Genomic DNA, 18,018 nt, shown 5'->3' on the forward strand with positions numbered 1-18,018 from the left:
GCCACAGTCTAGTTTTCAGGCCTGGGGGCCGGGAGGGCCGAAAGGTCCTTGTGTCCCGCAGTTAGAGACGGTCAGGAGTCCCCCACACCGCTGAAGCGCATGATCAGGCCGAGCGCGATGATCACGACACCCCAGGTGACCCCAAGAATGATGGTGAAGCGGTTGAGGTTGCGTTCTGCCACACCGGAAGAGCTGAGACCTGAGCTCATTCCGCCGCCGAACATATCCGACAAGCCGCCGCCGCGTCCCTTGTGCAGGAGGATGAGCAGCGTCAGCAGGAGGCTGGTGATGCCCAGGAGGATCTGCAGAATGACATGAAGAACGTCCACGACGGCCTTTCAGAAGTTGGGATTGCGGGAGTGTGCGCTGGCTCCGGACTAGTCCGCGACCAGGTGGCTCTCGAACCTGACAATATTAGCAAACTCAGCCGGGTCAAGGCTGGCGCCGCCCACCAGGACGCCGTCCACGTCACGTTCCCGCAGGATGGCACCAGCGTTGTTGCCCTTGACCGAGCCGCCATACAGCAACCGGGTCTTGGCTGCCACGTCGGCACCGAACAGGGTTTCCAGCTCTGAGCGGATGGCGGCGCACATTTCCTGTGCGTCCTCCGGGCCTGCCACCTCGCCCGTGCCGATGGCCCAGACGGGTTCGTACGCCACTACCAGTTCCGCAGCCTGCTCATTGGTGAGCCCGGCCACCCCTGCCCGGAGCTGCTGGAGCGTGTGGTCAACGTGGGTGCCCGCCTGACGGATTTCCAGGCCCTCCCCTACGCAGAGGACGGGTACCACGCCGTGCCTGAACGCTGCCTTGACCTTGGCGTTAAGGACCTCGTCGGATTCGTTGTGGATGGTACGGCGTTCGCTGTGGCCCACCAGGACGTACTTGCATCCGAGCTTGTTCAGGAACTGGCCTGAGATGTCACCGGTGTACGCGCCGGAATCGAACTGGGACAGGTCCTGGCCACCATACGCGATGTGAAGGTCGTCGCCCTGGACCAGGGTCTGGACCCCCCGGAGGTCGGTGAACGGCGGGAAGGCGGCAACCTCAACGCGGCTGTAGTCGTGCTTCGCGTCGGAAAGGGTCCAGGCCAGCTTCTGCAGGAGCGTAATGCCCTGCACATGGTCCATGTTCATTTTCCAGTTGCCCGCGATGAAGGGCGTGCGGTCGAAAGCGCCGTTCGTTGAGGTAGTCACGTAATCTCCAAGAGTTCTTGATATGTGTTCGGCCGGCAGGCTGCCGCGGGCAACCTGCCGGCCGGAGGACTGCATGCTCCGCTGACTGCGGGACAGCAGCTGTGTTTAGCCGGTGTGCTGTACACCGGCGTGCTTCTAACGGTCCAGGACGCTCAGGCCGGGGAGTTCCTTGCCTTCGAGGTATTCCAGGCTGGCGCCGCCACCTGTGGAAATGTGGCCGAACTGGTCGTCGGCGAACCCCAGGGTGCGTACAGCGGCAGCCGAATCGCCGCCGCCCACCACGGTGAAGCCTTCCGTCCCGGTCAGGGCCTCGGCAATGGCACGGGTACCTGCCGAGAAAGCCTCGAATTCGAAGACACCCATGGGGCCGTTCCAGAAGACGGTACGTGCGCCCTTGATGCGTTCAGCGAAGGCGGCGGCGGTTTCCGGTCCAATATCCAGGCCGATGCCCTGGGCACCAAAGCTGCTGCCTTCAATGGCGTCCGCGGCGACGGTCTCGTGGGCGGCGTCGGCGGCGAACTTCTCCGCCACCACTACGTCTGTGGGAACCACGAATTCCGTGCCGGCGTCCGCGGCCCGCTTCAGGTATTCCTGGACGACCGGGATCTGGTCCTCTTCAAGGAGGCTGGAGGCGACCTTGTGTCCCTGGGCTGCCAGGAAGGTGAAGAGCATGCCGCCGCCCACCAGGATGGTGTCCGCTTTGCCGATCAGGTTGTTGATGACGGCAAGCTTGTCCGAGACCTTGGAGCCGCCGAGCACCACCACGTAAGGGCGCTGGGTGTCGGTGGTGAGCTTCCGAAGGACCTCAACCTCGGTGTGCACCAGGTCGCCCTGGTACGACGGCAGCCGGGTAGCGACGTCATAGACGCTGGCATGCTTGCGGTGGACGGCGCCGAAGGCGTCATCCACGTAAGCGCCGTTGCTGCCGGTGAGTGCCACCAGCTCGTCCGCGAAGGCGCCGCGTTCGGCGTCGTCCTTGCTGGTCTCCCGGGCGTCGAAGCGGACGTTCTCCAGAACGAGTGCTTCACCGTCCTGCAGGGATGCAGCGGCAGCCTTGGCGGCGTCGCCGACGGTATCGGCGGCCAGGGTGACCTTGAAGCCCGCCAGCTCGGCGAGGCGGTCCACTGCGGGCCGCAATGAGTACTTCTCCTCCGGGGCGCCCTTGGGGCGTCCGAGGTGGGCTGTTACCAGCACGCGGGCACCGGCGTCCTTGAGCTTTGCCAGCACTGGGAGCGAGGCCTTAATGCGGCCGTCGTCAGTGACTGTAGAGCCGTCGAGCGGCACATTCAGGTCACTTCGAACCAGAATGTACCGCCCGCGGACACCTTCAGCGATCAGTTCGTTGAGGGTGTGAAATGTCATGTCTCTAACCCTAGCCCAGCTTGGATGCCACAAGCTCCGTAAGGTCAACGAGGCGGTTGGAGTAGCCCCATTCGTTGTCATACCAGGAAACAACCTTGACCTGGTTGCCGATGACCTTGGTCAGGCCGGCGTCAAAGATCGAGGAAGCGGGGTCGCCGACGATGTCCGAGGACACGATGGGCTCTTCGGTGTAGGTCAGGAAGCCCTGCAGTTCGTCAGACTCCGAGGCACGCTTGAGCGCTGCGTTGACTTCCTCCACCGTGGTCTCCCGGGAAACCGTGACGGTGAGGTCGGTGGCGGAGCCGGTGGGCACGGGGACGCGGATGGCGTAGCCATCCAGCTTGCCCTTGAGCTCCGGCAGGACCAGGCCGATTGCCTTGGCGGCGCCGGTGGAGGTGGGAACCATGTTGATGGCTGCAGCGCGGGCACGGCGCAGGTCCTTGTGCGGGCCGTCCTGGAGGTTCTGGTCGGCGGTGTAGGCGTGCACGGTGGTCATGAGACCACGCTCAATGCCGAATTCGTCGTTGACCACCTTGGCCAGCGGGCCGAGGCAGTTGGTGGTGCAGGAGGCGTTGGAAATGATGTTGTGCTTCGCGTTGTCGTAGAGGTTGTGGTTGACACCCATCACGATGGTGATGTCTTCGTCGGAAGCCGGAGCGGAGATCAGGACCTTCTTGGCGCCGGCTGCAATGTGCTTCTGCGCATCGGCTGCCTTGGTGAAGAAACCGGTGGATTCAATGACGATGTCCACGCCCAGTTCGCCCCAGGGGAGGTTGGCGGGGTCGCGTTCGGCCAGGACCTTGACCACGTTGCCGTTGACGACGATGTTGCCGTCCTTGACCTCGATGGTTTCCTTCAGGCGCCCGCCGACGGAGTCGTACTTGAACAGGTGTGCCAGGGCTTCGGGGCTGGTGAGGTCGTTGACTGCAACGATCTCAAGGTCCGCGCCTTGGGCAAGCGCTGCGCGGAAGTAGTTGCGGCCAATGCGGCCGAAGCCGTTGATACCAATACGGGTCGTCACTTTTACAGTCTCCTTGGTGCTTAGAGAAGCACTACTAGTTGAGCGGGCGTTCAAGCCAACTAACAGATCCCGCACGCCATTGGGCAGAGATGATTAACACGGAGGGCGACCAGCCTCATTGCTGAAGGCTAACCGCCTTCCGTGACTTATCTTACGTTTAAGTGGGTCCGCCCCCGCAAGTGCGGGGGCGGACCGTCCACATCCCGGCTGGTTTAAGTCGGAATGTGAAGTTTGTTACAGCGGGGTATAACGCTCGTCACTACGGGAGGGTGATGAGGCCCGTGGCGTTGGTGCGGGCTGCCTCGAAGCGCTGGGCGACGTCTGCCCAGTTGACGATGTTCCAGAAAGCCTTGACGTAGTCGGCCTTCACGTTGACGTAGTCCAGGTAGAAGGCGTGCTCCCACATGTCCAGCATCAGCAGCGGGATGGTGCCCAGGGCGGTGTTGCCCTGCTGATCGTAGAGCTGCTCGATGACCAGGTTTCCGCCGATGGGCTCGTAGGCCAGGAAACCCCAGCCGGAGCCCTGCAGGCCAAGGGCTGCAGCGGAGAACTGGGCACGGAAGGCATCGAAGGAGCCGAAGGCGTCGTCGATCGCGGCAGCCAGCTCACCTTCGGGCTTGTCGCCGCCGTCCGGGGAGAGGTTCTTCCAGAACACGGAGTGGTTCACGTGGCCGCCGGTGTGGAACGCGAGGTCCTTCGAGAGCCGGTTGATGTTGGCGAAGTCGCCCTTTTCACGTGCCTCGGCCAGCTGGGCCAGGGCGTTGTTTGCGCCTGCAACGTAGGCTGCGTGGTGCTTGCTGTGGTGCAGTTCCATGATCCGCGCGGAGATGTGCGGTTCGAGGGCGGCGTAGTCGTAGCTGAGTTCCGGCAAAACGTACTCGGTCACAAAATCCTCCAATATCGTGGACCCGAAGGTCCGGTTGGTAACTCTCGGATTGTGCATCCGGGCAGCTGGTGCCCGGAATTCTTTCTGATTCTATGGGGCGCTTACTCGTCCAGCATTTCAGGCGTCACATTGGCGTCCGTTCCGGGAATGCCCAGGTCAAGCGCGCGCTTGTCCGCCATGGCCAGCAAGCGGCGGATCCTGCCCGCGATCGCATCCTTGGTCATCACCGGATCAGCCAGGCGGCCCAGCTCGTCAAGGCTTGCCTGCTTGTGCGCCACCCGCAGTTCACCGGCGTACTTCAGGTGGTCGGGCACGTCGTCGCCCAGGATCTCCAGGGCCCGTTCCACACGCGCGCCGGCGGCCACCGCTGCCTGCGCGGAGCGGCGCAGGTTGGCATCATCGAAGTTGGCCAGACGGTTGGCGGTCGCCCTGACCTCCTTGCGCATCCGGCGTTCCTCCCACACCATCAGCGCATCATGCGCCCCCATGCGGGTCAGGAGCGCGGCGATGGTGTCCCCGTCGCGGATGACCACCCGGTCCACTCCCCTGACTTCACGGGCCTTGGCCTGGATGTCCAGCCGGCGGGCGGCACCCACCAGGGCCAGGGCGGATTCGGGGCCGGGGCACGTGACTTCGAGCGACGACGACCGGCCGGGTTCGGTGAGCGAGCCGTGGGCCAGGAATGCGCCGCGCCATACGGCTTCGGCGTCCGCGGCTGATCCATTCACGACGGCAGACGGCAGGCCACGCACGGGGCGCCCGCGTCCGTCCAGGAGGCCGGTCTGCCGGGCCAGCGCCTCGCCGTCGCGGACCACGCGGACCACGTAGCGGCTGGCGCGCCGGAGTCCGCCGGCAGACACCACGATGATCTCGCTTTGGTGTCCGTACACCTCGGCGATGGCTGCGCGGAGCCTGCGGGCAGTGGACGCCAGGTCCACTTCCGCCTCGATGACGATCCGGCCGGAGATGATGTGCAGTCCCCCGGCGAACCGGAGCATTGCGGAGACCTCAGCCTTGCGCACTGATGACTTCTTAATGTCCAGACGGGACAGTTCTTCCTTGACCGATGCTGTCAGTGCCATGGCACCTTCCTAACTGTTCCCAAAAATGTCCTGGTACGCCGTGGCCAGCCGGAGCGGCTCATGGACGGGGCGGCGTCCCGACGCCCCTACTTTACCCAAGACCACCTCCGCGCCGATCATGCCGGCGGCCTTCTCGAACTCCTGCCGGTCCGGCACTGAGGCGGGATCTGCCAGGACCACGTCGACGCTGAACTCCGGTGCGTAGCGTCGAAGCACATGCAGGTGGTCCGCCGCCGTCATGCCGGTTGTTTCCTTGGTATCCATGGCCAGATTCATGGTGAGGCAGCGTTTGGCGGGGGTGGCGCAGAGGGCCTGCCGCATCTCGGGCAGCAGCAGGTGCGGCAGGACCGACGTGTACCAGGATCCCGGGCCAAGGACCACCCAGTCGGCCAGCTCAATGGCGGTCAAGGCCTCTGTGCAGGCGGGTGCGGATTTGGGCAGGAGCCGGACTTCCTCCAGCGAACCCGCCACCGCGCAGCGGGCCTGGCCGTGGATGGTCTGCAGGGCAGTCCCGCCGTCCGGGGCGGTCACCCGGATGTCGCCTTCGATGGTGAGCGGGACCGTGGACATGGGCAGCACCTGCCCGCGGGCGCCGAGGAGGGCCCCGGCCCATTTGAGCCCCGCCACCGCGTCGCCGAGCAGCTCCCACAATGTGACGATCAAAAGATTGCCCATGGCGTGTTCGTCCAACGAGCCGCCGGAACCCTTACCACGACGGAAGCGGTGCTGCATGACATCGCGCCAGGTACGTCCCCAGTCGGTGTCGTCACAAAGCGCTGACAGGGCCATGCGGAGGTCTCCCGGCGGGAGGACACCGTACTCTTCGCGCAGACGCCCGGAAGATCCGCCGTCGTCCGCCACGGTGACAACTGCAGTCAGCTCGGAGGTGAGCAGCCGCAGTGCCGACAAAGAAGCGGCCAGTCCGTGGCCGCCGCCCAACGCCACAACGTTGGGGCCCTTGTCCTGCTGGCCCGAGCCCTTACCGGCGGGGGGCGGCACCAGGGGCAGGGCTCCGGTGAACAGGGCCATTATTCGCGGCCCAGATCCCGGTGCGCGGTGGTCACCGTGACCCGCGGATACTGCGCGAGCTTCTTGGAGAGTTCCACTGCCACGGCCACGGAGCGGTGCTTGCCCCCGGTGCAGCCCACCGCAATGGTGGCGTAGTGCTTGTTCTCCCGGCGGTAGCCCTCCAGCACGGGCTCCAGGGCCAGGACGTAGCGGTCCACGAAGTTCTTGACGCCTTCGGCTTCGAGGACGTAGTCGCTAACGTCCTTGTCCAGTCCGGTCTGCGGGCGCAGCTGGGGAACCCAGTGCGGATTGGGGATGAAGCGGGCGTCGGCCACGAAGTTGGCGTCCACCGGCAGGCCATACTTGAAGCCGAAGCTCATGACATTGAGCCGAAGGGCCACGGGGCCGGTTTCGCTGAAGAGTTCCGTAATGGCAGTGGCCAGGCCGTGGACGTTGTAGTTGGTGGTGTCCAGGACGACGTCGGAGCTGTCGCGCAGTTCCTGCAACAGCTCGCGTTCGGCCGCGATACCGTCGAGTATCCGTCCGCCGCCCTGAAGCGGGTGTGGACGGCGCCCCTGTTCGAACCGCCGCACCAGGACGTTGTCGCTGGCGTCCAGGAAGAGGACCCGGAAGGTCACTCCGCTGGCGGCGAGTGCGCCAAGCGCAGAGCGGATGTCGGCAAAGAGGCCTTTGCTGCGGACGTCAATCACCACGGCCAGCCTGGGGATGGACTGTGGGGCGTGGGAGACGAGCTCGGCGAGCGTGCCCAGCATCTGCGGCGGAAGATTCTCCACCACGTACCAGCCATGGTCCTCCAGGGCGTCTGCCGCGGTGCTCCGTCCGGCGCCGGACATTCCGGTGACTACCAGCAGCTCCGCTTCGAGCGGCTTAACGGGCTCCAGCCCGTCGTGCCCCGCTCCGGATTCCGCCGTCGTGTCTGCCATGAAGCCTGCCCCGTTTCCTTGTTGTTCCCCGGGCGGCCGCTGTGGCGGCGCCCGTCTTTTACCCTAGCTAAGATTCGATGATTTCGCCGGTGGTCATGTTGATCGCCGGCGCGGCCACAGCCTCGGGCCCATCAGCCGCAAAATGGCTCACGATGGCGCCGGCGAGTGCGGGGCCAATACCTTTCGCCTGGGCCAACTCTTCCACGGAGGCCGCCTTGACGCCCTTGACGGAGCCAAAGTGTGCCAGCAGGGCCTTCCGCTTGGAAGCACCCAGGCCGGGAACGGCGTCCAGCGCCGAAACCGTCATGGCCTTACCCCGCTTTTGCCGGTGGAAGGTGATGGCGAAGCGGTGGGCCTCGTCACGGATGCGCTGTAGCAAATACAACCCCTGCGAAGTGCGGGGCAGGACAACCGGGAAGTCGCTGTCCGGAAGCCACACCTCCTCCAGCCGCTTGGCGAGCCCCACCACGTACACGTCGTCGATTCCCAGGTCTGCGAGGGCGCGCGCCGCGGCGTTCACCTGGGGCTGGCCGCCGTCAACAACCACCAGGTTGGGCGGGTAGGCGAACCTTGCCTTCGGCGCGGGCGTGGTGGTGTCCAGCGCCGCTTCCGCCGCCTCTTGGTCGGTGGCTTCCAGGACGGCCTCGTCCACCTGCGCCGATTTGTCGTCGAGGTAGTGGCGGAACCGGCGGGTCAGGACGTCGTGCATGGCGGCGGTATCATCGGCTGCTGCGGGACCGGTGATGGAGAACTTGCGGTAGTCGGACTTCTTCGGCAGCCCGTCCTCCACCACCACCATGGACGCCACCACGTTGGTGCCCTGCACATGGGACACGTCAAAGCATTCGATCCTCAACAGGGGGACGGGCAGGTCCAAGGCTTCCTGCAGTTCCTGGAGGGCCTGGGACCTGACGGTGATGTCCCCGGCGCGCCGTGTTTTATGGAGCTTCAGCGCATGCTCGGCATTTTCGCGGACCGTGGACATCAGCGCTGCCTTGTCCCCGCGCTGGGGTACGCGGATGTCCACTTTTGCGCCCCGAATCCCGCCCAGCCACTTGGCAAGGTCCTCGGCGTTGCTGGGTGTCACGGGCACCAGCACTTCGCGCGGCAGCCTGCCGTGGGTGTCGCCGTCCTCGCCGTAGACCTGCTGCAGCAGATGCTCCACCAGGTCCGGCGTGGTGAAGTCCTCCACCTTTTCCACCACCCAGCCGCGCTGGCCGCGGATCCTGCCGCCGCGGACGTGGAACACCTGGACGGCAGCTTCCAGTTCATCCTCATGGAGGGCGAAGACGTCCGCATCCGTATCCTCGGACAGCACCACGGCGTTCCGCTCGAAGACCTTGCGCAGCGCCGTGATGTCGTCACGGAGCCGGGCCGCGTGCTCGTAGTCGAGCTTCGCCACGGCGTCAGCCATCTGCTTTTCCAGCTTGTTGATGAACCTCTTGGCCTCACCGCCCATGAAGGCGCAGAAATCCTCTGCCAGTGCGCGGTGATCCTCTGGCGAAATCCGGCCCACGCACGGCGCGGAGCACTTGTCGATGTAGCCCAGGAGGCAGGGCCGGCCGCTGGCCTCAGCCCGCTTGAAGACGCCGGGGCTGCAGCTCCGGACGGGGAAAACGCGCAGCAGCGTGTCCATGGTTTCCCGGATGGCGCCGGCCGTGTAGGGGCCGAAGTAGCGTGTTCCCTTGCGTTTGTCCCCCCGCATCACCTGCACCCGCGGGAACTTATCGCTCATGGTCACCGCAAGGTAGGGATAGGTCTTGTCATCCCGGAACACCACGTTGAAGCGGGGCTTGAATTCCTTGATCCAGGTGTACTCCAGCTGGAGCGACTCCAGTTCGCTGCCCACCACGGTCCATTCCACACTGCTGGCCGCGTGGACCATGGCGTAGGTTTTGGGCAGCAGCCCGGCAGGGTTGGCGAAATAGGAGTTCAGCCGGGAGCGGAGGCTTTTCGCTTTGCCAACGTAGATGACCCGGCCATGCGGGTCGCGGAACCGGTAGACGCCCGGGTTGGTGGGGATTTCACCGGTTTTTGGCCGGTAACTTGCTGGATTTGCCACCTATCAAGTCTACTGAGTTCCGCCGGTCTTCCCTGCAGCGCCGGACCCGGCATGACTGCCGGCCCGGGCTACCCCGCGGACTTGCTCTGGTTGTAGCTGGCGGACCGCTCCTGGCCGCTGAGTTCGGCGATAGCGTTCATGATCCGGTCCGTTACTTCGCGGCGGGCAGGCAGCGAGTGGTCCGGCCCTGTCTTGTCGAAGTAGAGCGGCTCGCCCACTTTCATGGTGAAATGCTGCGGCCTGACCCCTTTTTCACCTGCGCGCTGGAGCTTCTCGGTCCCGATCAGGCCCACGGGAATCACGGGCGCACCGGTGGTGAGGGCCAGCCAGCCGACGCCGGTGCGTCCCCGGTAGAGGATGCCGTCACGGGAGCGGGTGCCTTCGGGGTAGATGCCAATGCCGCGGCCAGCTTCCAGGATGTCCAGCAGGGTCTTGAGCGCCTGGACACTGGCAGCCTGTTCCCCGCGCTCTACCGGAATGGAACCCACTGACTCGAAGAAGGCCTTCATGACCTTGCCCTTGACGCCGCCGGTGGTGAAATACTCAGCCTTGGCAAAGAAGGCGACCGGCCGGGGCATCAAGGCCTGGACGATCACGCTGTCGAAGAAGGACAGATGGTTGGGCGCCACAATGAACGGGCCGTCGGAGGGCACGTTTTCAAGTCCGACGACGGTGGGCCGGCAGGTGCCGGCAATCAGGTTCCGGGTGGTCCAGCGGACGGCATCAAACATTTCCATCGTTGCTCACCCCGCTCATTGCCGCGGTGTGGATTGCCTGCAACCGCTCGATGACTGCCACCAGTTCCCCGCCGTCCCTGACCACAGCCACAGACCCTGCGTCCTCCAGTTCACCGTCGGGAGCGAAGCCCCACATAACGCCGATGCAGTCCAGGCCGTTGGCAATGGCTCCGGAGACGTCCTGCGCACGGTCTCCCACCATGATGGCGTGTTGGGTGTCCAGGTCCCGCAGGGCGGCGGCGATGATCTCCGTCTTGCCCAGCGGGACCCCGTCCACCGCCGCCTCGTCGTCGGCGGAGCCATGGATGCCGTGGAAGAAACCGTCGATGCCATGGTGGGCCAGTACTTTATGCGCCAGCCTCTGCGGCTTTTGGGTAGCCACGGCCACGGGGCGTCCGCCCTCCGCAAAGGACTCAAGGATGTCGCGGATGCCGGGGTACAGTCGGCTCTGGGCGATACCCGTGGCGACGTAGTGCTCCCGGTACCGGTGGACTACTTCTTCGAGGCGGTCTGCCGGCACTTTTGCGATGTTAAGGAGGGAGTCGCTCAACTTGGGGCCGATCATCGCATCGAGCAGGTCCTGGCCTGGAACCGGGAGCCCCAGCCCGCGAAGGGCCGAGGCAATCCCCTCAGTTATTCCACCGGCCGGGTCGACAAGAGTGCCGTCCAGGTCAAAGATCACGGGCACTGTTGTTGAAGTCACCGGGTTAGTTTCTCACGACAGCAGCAGTGCCCGAAACTCGCATTCCTCCTGGGGAATATTTCCGGCGGGATTCCGTTGCAGGTCAGCCCAGGATTTCGGCGAGGAACTTCCCGGTGTGGCTCGTGGCCGACTTGGCCACCTGTTCCGGCGTTCCTGCGGCGACGACCTGGCCGCCGCCCGAACCACCGTCGGGTCCAAGGTCCACCAGCCAGTCCGCACTCTTGATGACATCGAGGTTGTGCTCGATGGTGATTACGGTGTTGCCCTTGTCCACCAGCCCCTGCAGGACCATGAGGAGCTTCCGGATGTCTTCGAAGTGCAGACCCGTGGTGGGCTCGTCCAGGACGTAGATGCTGCGGCCGTTTGACCGCTTCTGCAGCTCTGCCGCCAGCTTGACCCGCTGCGCCTCACCGCCGGACAGGGTGGTGGCGGGCTGCCCCAGCCGGACGTAGCCCAGGCCCACGTCCACCAGGGTGTTCAGGTGGCGTGCGATGGGCGAGAACGCAGCGAAGAATTCGGCACCCTCTTCGATGGGCATGTTGAGGACATCGGCGATGGTCTTGCCCTTGTAATGCACCTCCAGGGTTTCCCGGTTGTAGCGGGCCCCGTGGCACACCTCGCAGGGGACATACACGTCCGGCAGGAAGTTCATTTCGATCTTCAGGGTGCCGTCGCCGGAACATGCCTCGCAGCGGCCGCCCTTGACGTTGAAGGAGAACCGGCCGGGAAGGTAGCCACGTACCTTCGCCTCGGTGGTCTCTGCGAAGAGCTTGCGGATGTTGTCGAAGACACCGGTGTAGGTTGCCGGGTTGGAGCGCGGGGTGCGGCCGATGGGGCTCTGGTCAACGTGGACAACCTTGTCCAGGTGCTCCAGGCCCTGGACTGTCTTGTGCCTTCCGGCCACCTGCTTGGCCCCGTTGAGCTTGTTCGCGAGCACCTTGTAGAGGATCTCGTTGACCAGTGTTGACTTGCCGGAGCCGCTGACGCCGGTCACCGCGGTGAAGAGCCCCAGCGGGAAGGCCGCATCCACGTTCAGGAGGTTGTTCTCCCGGGCGCCCACCACTTTGATCTCGCGCTTTTTGTCGTACTTGCGGCGTTTCTTGGGGACCTCGATGACCTTGCGGCCCGAAAGGTAGTCGCCCGTCAGCGACGCGGTGTTTTCCAGCAGCTCCTTGTACGTGCCCGAATGCACCACCTGGCCGCCGTGCTCGCCGGCTCCCGGCCCGATATCAACAATCCAGTCGGCCACGTGGATGGTGTCCTCGTCGTGTTCCACCACGATGAGCGTGTTCCCCATGTCCCGCAGCCGGGTCAGCGTTTCGATCAGCCGGCGGTTGTCGCGCTGGTGCAGCCCGATGGACGGCTCATCAAGGACGTAGAGTACGCCCACCAGGCCGGATCCGATCTGGGTGGCAAGCCGGATGCGCTGGGCTTCGCCACCGGAAAGGGTGGCGGAGGGCCGCTCGAGGTTGAGGTATTCCAGGCCCACGTCCAGGAGGAAGGTCAGGCGTGCCTGGATCTCCTTGAGGACCTGGTGCGCGATCTGTGCTTCACGCCCGGTCAAGACCAGGTTGTTGAGGAAATCGGCGCATTCCCGCATGGGCAGGGCTGCAACCTCCGCGATGGACTTTCCGTTGATCAGGACGGACAGGGACGCCGGATTGAGGCGGGCACCGTTGCAGGCGGGGCAGGGAACCTGCCGCATATATTCCTCGTAGCGGTCGCGTGCCCAGTCGGAATCGGTCTCGCCGTGTTTGCGGTGGACATGCTGGATGGCGCCTTCAAATCCGGTGCTGTATTTGCGTTCGCGGCCGAAGCGGTTGCGGTACTGCACCACCACCTTGTGGTCCTTGCCGTGCAGGATGGTCTGGCGGACGTCCTTGCCCAGCTTCTCCCACGGCGTGGTCATGGAGAAGCCCACTTCCTTGGCCAGGCCCTCCAGGAGCCGGTTCCAGTATTCCGTGGTGGCGGTGCCGAGTGACCAGGGGGCGATGGCGCCCTCTGACAGGGAGAGTTCGGGGTTGGGAACGATGAGTTCCTCATCCACTTCGAGCCGGGTACCGATCCCGCTGCAGGCGGCACAGGCGCCGAAGGGGTTGTTGAACGAGAAGGAGCGGGGCTCGATCTCATCAATGGCCAGGGGGTGTTCGTTGGGACATGCGAGGTTTTCCGAGAACGCACGGATCCGTTCCGGGGCGTCTGCGTCAACGTCCACGAATTCCGCCAGCACCCGGCCCTCCGCCAGTCCCAGCGCGGTCTCGATGGAGTCGGTGAGCCGCTGGCTGATGCCTTCCTTGACCACCAGGCGGTCCACCACAACTTCAATGGTGTGCTTGAACTGCTTGCCCAGCTTTGGCGGATCGCTCAACTGGACCAGGTTGCCGTCCACACGCGCCCGCGAGTAGCCCTTGGCACTGAGTTCCTTGAAGAGGTCCACGAACTCGCCCTTGCGTCCGCGCACCACCGGCGCCAGGACCTGGAACCGGGTGCCTTCGTCGAGTTCCAGGAGCTGGTCCACGATCTGCTGAGGCGTCTGCTTGGAGACCGGCTCGCCACAGACAGGGCAGTGCGGCCTGCCCACGCGCGCCCACAGGAGGCGCATGTAGTCGTAGATCTCGGTGATGGTGCCCACCGTGGACCGCGGGTTCTTGCTGGTGGATTTCTGGTCGATGGAGACCGCCGGGGACAGTCCCTCGATGAAGTCCACATCCGGCTTGTCCACCTGGCCCAGGAACTGGCGTGCGTAGGCGGACAGCGATTCAACATAGCGCCGCTGCCCTTCGGCGAAGATGGTGTCGAATGCCAGTGAAGACTTCCCGGACCCGGAGAGGCCGGTGAAGACGATCATGGCATCGCGCGGCAAGTCAAGGTCCACATTGCGCAGGTTGTGCTCACGCGCGCCCTTCACCACAAGGCGGGAGAGGTCCGGACGCTCGACGGCGGCAGAGGAGGGGACCATCAGGGAAGCGGAGGGGGCAGAGGTTTCTTCAGCTAAGGCTTTAGGCACCCCATAATGCTAATCGAAAACTTTTTCGAACATGGACGGTTCCGCCCTCAGGGAACATCGTAGGCGGCAGCCAGCAGCTTGACCGCTTCGGCGAAGCTTGCTCCCTGGGATTTGGCCGCGACGGCATACGCGGCAGCTGCAGCGGCAAGGCCTCCCAGCCTGTCGTCGAGCGCGCAGACAACGGTACCGTTCCGCCCGTGCGTGGCAACGACACCGGCGGCCTCCAGCTCCTTGTACGCCCTCGCCACGGTATGCGGAGCGACGTCAAGGGTTTCGGCCAGGGCCCGCACCGCAGGCAGACGGGTACCCGGGGCCAGTTCGCCGCTGTCCACGAGGTGGATGACCTGGAGCCTCAGCTGCTCGAAAAGGGCCACGCTGCTGGCCTGGTTGGGCCGCCACTGTCCGGGGAACTCCCGGACAGTCCTCACAGCCCACCCTCCAGGACGCCCGCTTTCCCATCGCGTTCGGCGAACTGCGCGTTGTAGAGCCTGGCGTAGTAGCTGTTGGCGGCGAGAAGGTTTCCGTGGGTACCTTGCTCGACGATGCGTCCGTGGTCCATGACGAGAATTAGATCAGCGTTGCGGACGGTGGACAAACGGTGGGCGATCATGAAACTGGTCCTGCCGTCCCGGAGCCGCTGCATGGCCTTTCGGATAAGCAGCTCCGTCCTGGAATCCACGGAGCTTGTTGCTTCGTCCAGGACCAGAACGGAACGGCCGGCCAGTTGCGCCCTCGCGATGGTGATGAGTTGCCTCTGCCCTTGGCTGAGTGGCTCCCCGCCGTTATCCAGCTCCGTGCCGTAGCCGTGCGGAAGGGACCTGATGAAGCGGTCCGCGTGGGTGGCTTCTGCGGCGGCCACGATGGCAGCATCGCCAGCGTCCGGCCGCCCATACGCGATGTTTTCCCGGATGGTCCCGGCAAAGAGCCAGGAATCCTGCAGGACCACGCCAAAGTGGGCGCGCAACAGGTCGCGGGGGATTCCGGCGATATCCACTCCCCCCATGGTGATCCGGCCGGAGGAGGGCTCCAGGAATCGCATCAGCAGGTTCACCACGGTGCTCTTGCCTGCTCCAGTGTGCCCCACGATGGCTACCGACTGGCCGGGCTCCACGGCAAAGGTGAGGTTGCGCACCGCCGGGACGGACCCAGGGTACCCGAAGGTGACGTCGTGGAAAGCGATGCGTCCGCCGGCCGGAACGCCGCCAGCCTTACCGCCGGGATCCTGGGGGTCCTCGGCGGCGTCCAGGAGCACGAAGACCCTGGCCGCGGACGCTGCACATGACTGCATGACATTGAGCAGCCCTCCGATTTGCCCCACGGGCTGGGTGAACAGCCGGCTGAACTGGATGAAGGCCTGAACGCCGCCAATGGTCATTGCTCCCGCGATTACCTGCAGGGCGCCCACCACTGCAACCGCGATGTAGTTCAGGTTGGATATGAGCACCATCAGCGGCTGGACCACACCGGCGGAGTACTGGGCCTTGGCGGCTGCGCGCGCCAGCCGGCCGTTGCTGCGGCTGAACACCGCGGTTGCCTGCCCCTGGTGGCCGAATGCCTTGATGACTTCATGGCCGCTGATGAACTCCTCAACGTGTCCGTTGAGCTCTCCGGTTTCCTTCCATTGCCTGGCGAAGTGTTCCTGGGACCGACGGGCCACCAGGACGGTGATCCAAGTGGAAACCGGCACGGTGGCAATGGCGATCGCCGCGAGCAGCGGTGAAATAAACAGCATCATGGCCAGGGAACCGCACAGCATCAACGCGGACACAATCAGCTGGGTCAGGACCTGGTTCAGGGCCTGGGCAATGTTGTCAATGTCGTTGGTGGCCCGGCTCAGGACGTCCCCGCGGGAACGTTCCCGGAAGTAGGTGGAAGGGAGTCGGTGCAGCTTATCCTCGACCGAGGCGCGGAGGCCGTGCATGAGTCCCTGCACTGCGCGTGCCGTCAGCGCCCCCTGTAGCCAGTTAAACAGTGAGGCGAAGAGGTACATCGTGGCCACAGCTGCCAGCAGGATTCCCAGACGCTGGTCCAGGCTGCCCTGGAAGATGCCCTCCACCACCACGTCGGTGGCGTCTCCAAGGTATTTCGGCGCGGCCACGTTTAGTCCCGCGAACGCGCAGGTGGCCGCAACGGCGCCCAGCATCTGCAGCCGGAAGGGGCGCAGGAGGCCGAGGAGCCTGCCGGCAGTTGCCCAGAAGCGGTGGGCCGTTTCCCCGGCTTCCTCCTGGCCCGTCACTGCGCGCCGTCCAGCGCCAGCTGTGATTCGGCGATTTCCCGATAGGTTTCTGAGGTTTCGAGGAGCTCCTGGTGTGTCCCCTGCGCAACGAGGCGGCCGTCGTCGAGCACCAGGATGAGGTCCGCGTCCTCCACGGCTGAGATCCGTTCCGCCACCATGATCACCGTTGCGTCCCCGAGCTGCGGGTCCAGGGCATGCCGCAGCCGGGTCTCCGTTTCGTAGTCAAGGGCTGAGAAACTGTCGTCAAAAACGTAGAGTGCTGCTTTGCGCAGCAGCGCCCTGGCAATGCACAGCCGCTGCCGCTGCCCGCCGGACAGGCTCGCACCTCCCTGGCCCACGGGGGTGGCGAGCCCCAGCGGGAGGTCACCCATGAACCGCATGGTCTGCGCCGTCCTGAGGACGGCCCAGAGTTCCTCGTCAGCAGCTTCCGGGGCGGCTATACGCAGGTTGTCCGCTATGGTGCCGGTGAACAGGTGTGAGTGCTGCGGCACAATCGCCATGGCGGCGCGGAGCTGATCCAGCGGCAGATTCCGGGTGTCCTGGCCGCCCAGGGTGATGCAGCCTTCCGTGGGATCAAGCAGGCGGGGTATCAGGTTCAGGAGGGTGGTCTTGCCGCTGCCCGTGGATCCGACGATTGCGGTGGTGGTGCCGGGAGCCGCGGTAAAGCTGATGCCCGCAAGCACTGGGGCTTCCGCTCCGGGATAGGAAAAGCCAACGTCCTGGAACGTCACTTGTGCCGGCTGCGTTGCGTCCAGCCGGGACTCCGCCGGCTCGGCTGCGGCCTGGACTGACGGCTCGGTATCCAGTACGGCCTGGATGCGTTCGGCGCATACCGCAGCACGTGGCGCAGTCATGAGGACGTACATGGACATCATGATTGCCAGCAGGATCTGCATGATGTAGGCGATGAAAGCGGTGAGGGCACCGATGTTCATCAGGCCTGCCTGGATGCGGTGGCCACCGAACCACACGACGGCAACCGAACTGATGTTGACCACCAGCATGATCATCGGCAGCATCCCCGCCACCAGCAGCGCGGATTGCAGGTTGTTGGCCGTCAGGCCGGCGTTCGTCTCCGCAAACCGGCGCACTTCGTGCCGCTGGCGGACGAAGGCACGAATGACGTCCACGCCGATGATCTGTTCACGAAGGATGCCACCGGACCGGTCCAGCAGGTCCTGGCCTTCACGGTAAAGCGGTATCAGCCGGCGGACGATCAGGTACATGATCAACAGGAGGATGGGCACGATGGCGATCACCACTACGGACAGCGCCGGGTCCTGGTGAACGGCGAGCACGACGCCGCCGATGCCCATGGCAGGGCCGGCAAAAAGCATGGTGAAGACGAGCACCGCAAACGCCTGGATCTGCTGGACGTCGTTGGTGGCGCGCGTGGTCAGGCTTTGGGTTCCGAACATGGCCACGTCCTGCGACGAGAGGGACTGGATCCTGGTGAAGACTTCAGCCCGCAGGCGGTGCCCGGTCCTCATGGCCACAACTGCGCCGAGGTAGCCCGCCGCGATGGCCGCGGCGGCCTGCACCGCTGCGATGACTGCCATGAGCACGCCGAGCCTCGAGATCACACCGGGTTCCCCCGCAACGATTCCGTCATCAATGATGGCCGCGTTGACGGTGGGCAGCAGCAGGTTTGCCGCCGCCTGGACCAACTGCAGGAAGACGATCGCCCACACTCGCGGGTATTGGCCCGCGAGCTGCCGCTTTATGAGTCCGACCAGCAAAATACCCCCCTGTACGTGCCTTCGGCCGAAGAGGGGGC

The 18,018-nt window shown here is 64.8% G+C and carries 15 protein-coding genes; all 15 read right to left on the reverse strand.

What is annotated here, in order from left to right:
- Window positions 1-71 precede the first annotated feature (71 nt).
- Window positions 72-329: a preprotein translocase subunit SecG gene (secG, locus tag J2X98_RS06570; RefSeq protein ID WP_141941218.1), complete on the reverse strand. Its 258-nt coding sequence runs from the start codon at window positions 327-329 to the stop codon at window positions 72-74.
- Window positions 330-377: 48 nt separating this feature from the next.
- Window positions 378-1,193, reverse strand: coding sequence for a triose-phosphate isomerase (gene tpiA / locus J2X98_RS06575; protein WP_307305765.1), 816 nt, complete (start codon window positions 1,191-1,193; stop codon window positions 378-380).
- A 135-nt stretch (window positions 1,194-1,328) separates the two neighbouring features.
- The gene (locus tag J2X98_RS06580; RefSeq protein WP_307305768.1) at window positions 1,329-2,555 is read right to left on the reverse strand and encodes a phosphoglycerate kinase; all 1,227 of its coding nucleotides are present in this window, start codon (window positions 2,553-2,555) and stop codon (window positions 1,329-1,331) included.
- Window positions 2,556-2,565: 10 nt separating this feature from the next.
- Window positions 2,566-3,576: a type I glyceraldehyde-3-phosphate dehydrogenase gene (gene gap, locus J2X98_RS06585; protein WP_141941212.1), complete on the reverse strand. Its 1,011-nt coding sequence runs from the start codon at window positions 3,574-3,576 to the stop codon at window positions 2,566-2,568.
- A gap of 259 nt (window positions 3,577-3,835) precedes the next feature.
- Window positions 3,836-4,462 carry a superoxide dismutase gene (locus J2X98_RS06590; protein WP_307305772.1) on the reverse strand — a complete coding sequence of 209 codons (627 nt, stop codon included), beginning with the start codon at window positions 4,460-4,462 and terminating at the stop codon, window positions 3,836-3,838.
- Between the two features lie 101 nt (window positions 4,463-4,563).
- Window positions 4,564-5,544, reverse strand: a complete 981-nt coding sequence (gene whiA, locus J2X98_RS06595) for a DNA-binding protein WhiA (RefSeq protein ID WP_043454785.1) — start codon at window positions 5,542-5,544, stop codon at window positions 4,564-4,566.
- Between the two features lie 9 nt (window positions 5,545-5,553).
- Window positions 5,554-6,573 (reverse strand): gluconeogenesis factor YvcK family protein, encoded by a 1,020-nt coding sequence (locus tag J2X98_RS06600; protein ID WP_141941208.1) that lies wholly within the window; start codon window positions 6,571-6,573, stop codon window positions 5,554-5,556.
- Window positions 6,573-7,496: an RNase adapter RapZ gene (gene rapZ, locus J2X98_RS06605; RefSeq protein ID WP_141941206.1), complete on the reverse strand. Its 924-nt coding sequence runs from the start codon at window positions 7,494-7,496 to the stop codon at window positions 6,573-6,575. The genes J2X98_RS06600 and rapZ overlap by 1 nt, the downstream gene beginning before the upstream one ends.
- 67 nt (window positions 7,497-7,563) lie before the next feature.
- Window positions 7,564-9,558 carry an excinuclease ABC subunit UvrC gene (uvrC, locus tag J2X98_RS06610; RefSeq protein WP_307305776.1) on the reverse strand — a complete coding sequence of 665 codons (1,995 nt, stop codon included), beginning with the start codon at window positions 9,556-9,558 and terminating at the stop codon, window positions 7,564-7,566.
- 68 nt (window positions 9,559-9,626) lie between these two features.
- Window positions 9,627-10,295, reverse strand: coding sequence for a lysophospholipid acyltransferase family protein (locus J2X98_RS06615; protein ID WP_307305780.1), 669 nt, complete (start codon window positions 10,293-10,295; stop codon window positions 9,627-9,629).
- A complete protein-coding gene (locus J2X98_RS06620; RefSeq protein WP_141941200.1) occupies window positions 10,282-10,998 on the reverse strand; it encodes an HAD hydrolase-like protein in 717 nt (238 codons plus the stop codon). The genes J2X98_RS06615 and J2X98_RS06620 overlap by 14 nt, the downstream gene beginning before the upstream one ends.
- A gap of 82 nt (window positions 10,999-11,080) precedes the next feature.
- Window positions 11,081-14,005: an excinuclease ABC subunit UvrA gene (uvrA, locus tag J2X98_RS06625; RefSeq protein ID WP_307305786.1), complete on the reverse strand. Its 2,925-nt coding sequence runs from the start codon at window positions 14,003-14,005 to the stop codon at window positions 11,081-11,083.
- Window positions 14,006-14,052: 47 nt separating this feature from the next.
- On the reverse strand, window positions 14,053-14,433 hold the full coding sequence (locus tag J2X98_RS06630; RefSeq protein WP_141941197.1) for a GntR family transcriptional regulator: 381 nt from the start codon (window positions 14,431-14,433) through the stop codon (window positions 14,053-14,055).
- A complete protein-coding gene (locus J2X98_RS06635; RefSeq protein ID WP_307305791.1) occupies window positions 14,430-16,241 on the reverse strand; it encodes an ABC transporter ATP-binding protein in 1,812 nt (603 codons plus the stop codon). Before J2X98_RS06635 ends, J2X98_RS06630 begins: the two co-directional genes overlap by 4 nt.
- Complete coding sequence (locus tag J2X98_RS06640; RefSeq protein ID WP_307305794.1) at window positions 16,238-17,980, reverse strand: ABC transporter ATP-binding protein; 1,743 nt, start codon at window positions 17,978-17,980, stop codon at window positions 16,238-16,240. Before J2X98_RS06640 ends, J2X98_RS06635 begins: the two co-directional genes overlap by 4 nt.
- Window positions 17,981-18,018: the final 38 nt, after the last annotated feature.

The organism is Pseudarthrobacter enclensis, assembly GCF_030811655.1.
In the GTDB taxonomy this organism is placed as follows: domain Bacteria; phylum Actinomycetota; class Actinomycetes; order Actinomycetales; family Micrococcaceae; genus Arthrobacter; species Arthrobacter enclensis_A.

Coding starts and splice junctions, on each gene's coding strand:
- J2X98_RS06580 (WP_307305768.1), bottom strand. CDS start 2,555: ATGACATTTCACACCCTCAACGAACTGATCGCTGAAGGTGTCCGCGGG.
- whiA (WP_043454785.1), bottom strand. CDS start 5,544: ATGGCACTGACAGCATCGGTCAAGGAAGAACTGTCCCGTCTGGACATT.
- J2X98_RS06600 (WP_141941208.1), bottom strand. CDS start 6,573: ATGGCCCTGTTCACCGGAGCCCTGCCCCTGGTGCCGCCCCCCGCCGGT.
- rapZ (WP_141941206.1), bottom strand. CDS start 7,496: ATGGCAGACACGACGGCGGAATCCGGAGCGGGGCACGACGGGCTGGAG.
- J2X98_RS06615 (WP_307305780.1), bottom strand. CDS start 10,295: ATGGAAATGTTTGATGCCGTCCGCTGGACCACCCGGAACCTGATTGCC.